Annotated in this window: 2 protein-coding genes and 1 pseudogene; all 3 read left to right on the top strand. The window is 57.2% G+C overall.

Annotation, left to right across the window (positions count from 1 at the left end; all coding sequences use genetic code 11):
- A pseudogene (locus B3187_RS05395) lies at window positions 1-1,037 on the top strand (2-oxoglutarate dehydrogenase E1 component); the annotation flags it as partial.
- Between the two features lie 52 nt (window positions 1,038-1,089).
- Complete coding sequence (odhB, locus tag B3187_RS05390) at window positions 1,090-2,367, top strand: 2-oxoglutarate dehydrogenase complex dihydrolipoyllysine-residue succinyltransferase (protein WP_286804983.1); 1,278 nt, start codon at window positions 1,090-1,092, stop codon at window positions 2,365-2,367.
- A gap of 112 nt (window positions 2,368-2,479) precedes the next feature.
- Window positions 2,480-3,919, top strand: a complete 1,440-nt coding sequence (gene lpdA, locus B3187_RS05385) for a dihydrolipoyl dehydrogenase (RefSeq protein WP_024460479.1) — start codon at window positions 2,480-2,482, stop codon at window positions 3,917-3,919.
- The last annotated feature ends 161 nt before the right edge of the window (window positions 3,920-4,080 follow it).

Genomic DNA, 4,080 nt, shown 5'->3' with positions numbered 1-4,080 from the left:
CCATCAACTGGGGCATGGCGGAAACGCTCGCCTACGCAACGCTGCTGGATCAGGGCTACGGCGTCCGCCTGACCGGTCAGGATGTCGGGCGAGGCACCTTCTCACACCGTCACGCAGTAGTGCACAGTCAGAAAGACGGTTCCACCTATATCCCGCTGCGTCACCTCAAAGAGGATCAGCCAGCGCTGGATCTTTATGACTCCTTCCTGTCCGAAGAGGCGGTGCTGGCGTTCGAGTATGGCTATGCCACCACTACCCCGAACGGCCTGATCATCTGGGAAGCCCAATTTGGCGATTTCGCCAACGGCGCGCAGGTGGTCATCGACCAGTTCATCACCAGTGGTGAGCACAAGTGGGGTCGCTTGTGTGGCTTGACCATGCTGTTGCCACACGGCTACGAAGGGCAGGGCCCGGAGCACTCCTCCGCGCGTCTGGAGCGCTTTATGCAGCTGTGTGCCGAGCACAACATTCAGGTCTGTATTCCGACCACCCCGGCTCAGGTGTTTCACATGCTGCGCCGTCAGGTGATCCGCCCGATGCGTCGCCCACTGGTGGTCATGAGTCCGAAATGGATTCTGCGTCACAAGCTGGCGACCTCCAGCCTGGAAGATCTGGCCAACGGTCACTTCCACAATGTGATCACCGATGAGCAGGTTGACCCGGCGAAAGCCAAGCGGGTGGTGCTCTGTTCCGGCAAGGTGTACTACCACCTGCTGGAAGAGCGCATGGAACGTGAACAGGATGACGTGGCTCTGGTCCGTCTGGAGCAGCTCTACCCCTTCCCGGAAGAAGAATTGAAAGAGGCGCTGGCGCCTTTCAAAAATCTGAAGGATATCGTCTGGTGTCAGGAAGAGCCCATGAACCAGGGCGCCTGGTACAGCAGCCAGCACCACATGCGGCGTGTGGTGAATGATCACAACCCGGACCTCTATCTCAGCTATGTGGGGCGCGACCCATCAGCGGCACCGGCCGCGGGTTATGCCTCCGTGCATCTGGAAGAGCAGAAGCGTTTCATCAATGAGGCTCTGAGCGTTTGACGCCGGAGCCTGTGTTCGACAAAGAATCCACAGCGATTGCTAAGGACAAAGAATGACTATTGAGATCAAAGCCCCGACTTTCCCCGAATCTGTTCAGGACGGGAGCATCGCCACCTGGCATAAAAAGCCCGGTGAGGCTGTTTCCCGCGACGAATTGATTGTCGATATTGAAACCGACAAAGTGGTGCTGGAAGTGGTGGCACCGGCAGATGGCAGCCTGTCTGAAATCCTGAAAGAAGAGGGCGATACCGTCCTGAGCAATGAAGTCATTGCCAAGTTTGAAGAAGGCGCGGTCGGCTCCAAGAGTGACGACAAAGGCGCCAAGGACGAAAACAAAGGTGATAGTTCCGACGAGAAGAAATCGGAAGAGAAGTCCGAGAGCAAGCCCGCGGACAGCGGCGACCAGTCGGCGTCCAGCGATGACGGTGAAAAACTGCTCAGCCCCGCTGCGCGCAAAATGGCCGATGAAAACAACATTGACCCCAACAGCGTGCCGGGTACCGGGAAAGACGGTCGGGTCACCAAAGAGGATGTGGCCAACTTCCTCAAATCCGGTGACAGCAAGGCCGCCAGCGCGTCGAGCAGTGCCCCGGCCAAAGCCGCGGAAGTCGAAGCGCCCGCCGGCGATCGTGCCGAGAAGCGCGTGCCGATGACCCGTCTGCGCAAGCGCATTGCCGAGCGTCTGCTCGAGGCCTCCAACACCACCGCCATGTTGACCACCTTCAACGAGGTGAACATGGGGCCGATCATGGAGCTGCGGGCCAAGTACAAAGATCAGTTCGAAAAGTCGCACGACGGTACCCGTCTGGGCTTTATGGGCTTCTTTGTGAAAGCCGCCGCCGAAGCGCTGCGTCGCTTCCCCGCCGTGAACGCCTCTATCGACAACAATGATGTTGTCTACCACGGCTATCAGGACATCGGTGTGGCGGTTTCTACCGACAAAGGCCTGGTCGTGCCGGTATTGCGCAACGCTGAGAGCATGGGCCTGGCGGATATCGAAAGCACCATTCGCGACTACGGTCTGCGCGCCCGTGATGGCAAGCTGGGTATTGAGGAAATGACCGGCGGTACCTTCACCATCACCAACGGTGGGGTCTTCGGTTCATTGTTGTCCACTCCGATTTTGAATCTTCCGCAATCCGCCATTCTGGGCATGCACAAGATTCAGGAGCGCCCGATGGCGGTCAATGGCGAGGTGAAAATCCTGCCGATGATGTACCTGGCGCTTTCCTACGACCACCGTCTGCTGGATGGCAAAGAAGCCGTTCAGTTCCTGGTCACTATCAAGGACCTGCTGGAAGATCCGGCGCGCATCCTTCTGGAAATCTGATGAACAAAGCGGGCAGGTTACTGCCCGCTTTGGTATAGCTCACTGACCGAATAATGGTGTTTGGCCCGATGAAGCAAGGGCCAGGCAGCCTTGTAAACCTGGGAAATGAAATATGTCTGATAAATTTGATGTGGTAGTCATTGGTTCCGGTCCGGCCGGATACGTTGCGGCGATTCGCGCGGCGCAGCTGGGTCTGAAAACGGCGTGTGTTGAAAAATGGCAGAACAGTGAAGGTAAGGGCGTCAATGGTGGCACCTGCCTGAATGTGGGCTGTATCCCGTCCAAGGCGCTGCTGGATAGCTCCTACAAGTACCACGAAGCCAAAGACGACTTCAAAGTACACGGTATTTCGACCAAGGGCATCGAGATTGATGTGCCCTCAATGATTCAGCGCAAAGACAACATCGTCAAACAGCTGACCGGCGGTATCTCGGCCTTGTTCAAGGCCAATGGCGTCACCTCCGTTTTCGGCACGGGCAAACTGCTCGCCAACCGCAAGGTGGAAGTGACTGGTCACGACGGTAAAACCAAAACCCTCGAGGCGGATAACGTCATTCTGGCGTCGGGCTCCAAGCCCATCGATATCCCGGTCGCCAAAATTGATAACGACGTGATCGTCGACTCCACCGGTGCGCTCGAGTTTGATGCGGTACCCAAGCGTCTGGGCGTGATCGGCGCGGGTGTGATCGGTCTGGAACTGGGCAGTGTCTGGAACCGTCTGGGCTCCGATGTGGTGGTGCTTGAAGCCATGGACAAATTCCTGTCCATCATGGATCAGCAGATTGCCAAAGAAACCCAGAAAATCCTCACCAAGCAGGGCCTGGATATTCGCCTGAGCTGCCGGGTGACCGGCTCCGAAGTCAAGGGTAAGGAAGTGACCGTGACCTTTACCGATAAAGACGGTAAAGAGCAGAAAGAGACCTTTGACAAGCTGATCGTCTGTGTCGGGCGTCGTCCGTACACCGAAGGCCTGCTGGCGGAAGACAGCGGTGTGAACCTGGACGAGCGCGGTTTTATTTACGTCAACGACCTGTGTGCGACGGGCGCCCCCGGTGTCTGGGCCATTGGTGATGTGGTGCGCGGCCCCATGCTCGCGCACAAAGGTTCTGAAGAGGGCGTGATGGTTGCCGAGCGTATTGCCGGTCAGAAAACCGTGATGAACTACGATGTGGTTCCGAATGTGATCTACACCCATCCGGAAGTGGCTTCCGTCGGCCGCACCGAAGAGCAGATCAAGGCCGATGGGGAGCCCTACAACGTCGGTACTTTCCCGTTTGCGGCCAGCGGCCGTGCCATGGCGGCCAATGAAACCGGCGGTCTGGTCAAAATCATTGCCCATGCGGACACCGATCGCATTCTTGGCGCTCACATTGTGGGACCGAGTGCGGCCGACCTGGTCCAGCAGGTGGCGATTGCAATGGAATTCGGCAGCAGTGCGGAAGATCTGGGTCTGATGGTCTTTGGCCACCCGACTCTGTCTGAAGCTGTGCATGAAGCAGCCTTGGCGGTTCATGGTCATGCGATCCATGTCGCCAATAAGAAGAAGCGCTAATAATAACGAGAAATGACACTGAGTTAGAGAACTCAACCCAGGGGGCAGGCCGCCAAGGCGCGGTCTGCTAATTGGTCATTCTTGCCGGAAATGCCGTAAGAGACCTCGGTCCGGCAACAGACAATGTGGAACTGCACCATGAATTTGCATGAATATCAGGG

The sequence above is a fragment of the Marinimicrobium sp. UBA4209 genome, assembly GCF_002381585.1.
GTDB classification, from domain to species: domain Bacteria; phylum Pseudomonadota; class Gammaproteobacteria; order Pseudomonadales; family Cellvibrionaceae; genus Marinimicrobium; species Marinimicrobium koreense.
This window is presented reverse-complemented; position numbering and strand designations above follow the sequence as displayed.

What these genes read in the sequence shown, in the direction of transcription:
- odhB (WP_286804983.1), top strand. Translation starts at nt 1,090, where the DNA reads ATGACTATTGAGATCAAAGCCCCGACTTTCCCCGAATCTGTTCAGGAC.
- lpdA (WP_024460479.1), top strand. Translation starts at nt 2,480, where the DNA reads ATGTCTGATAAATTTGATGTGGTAGTCATTGGTTCCGGTCCGGCCGGA.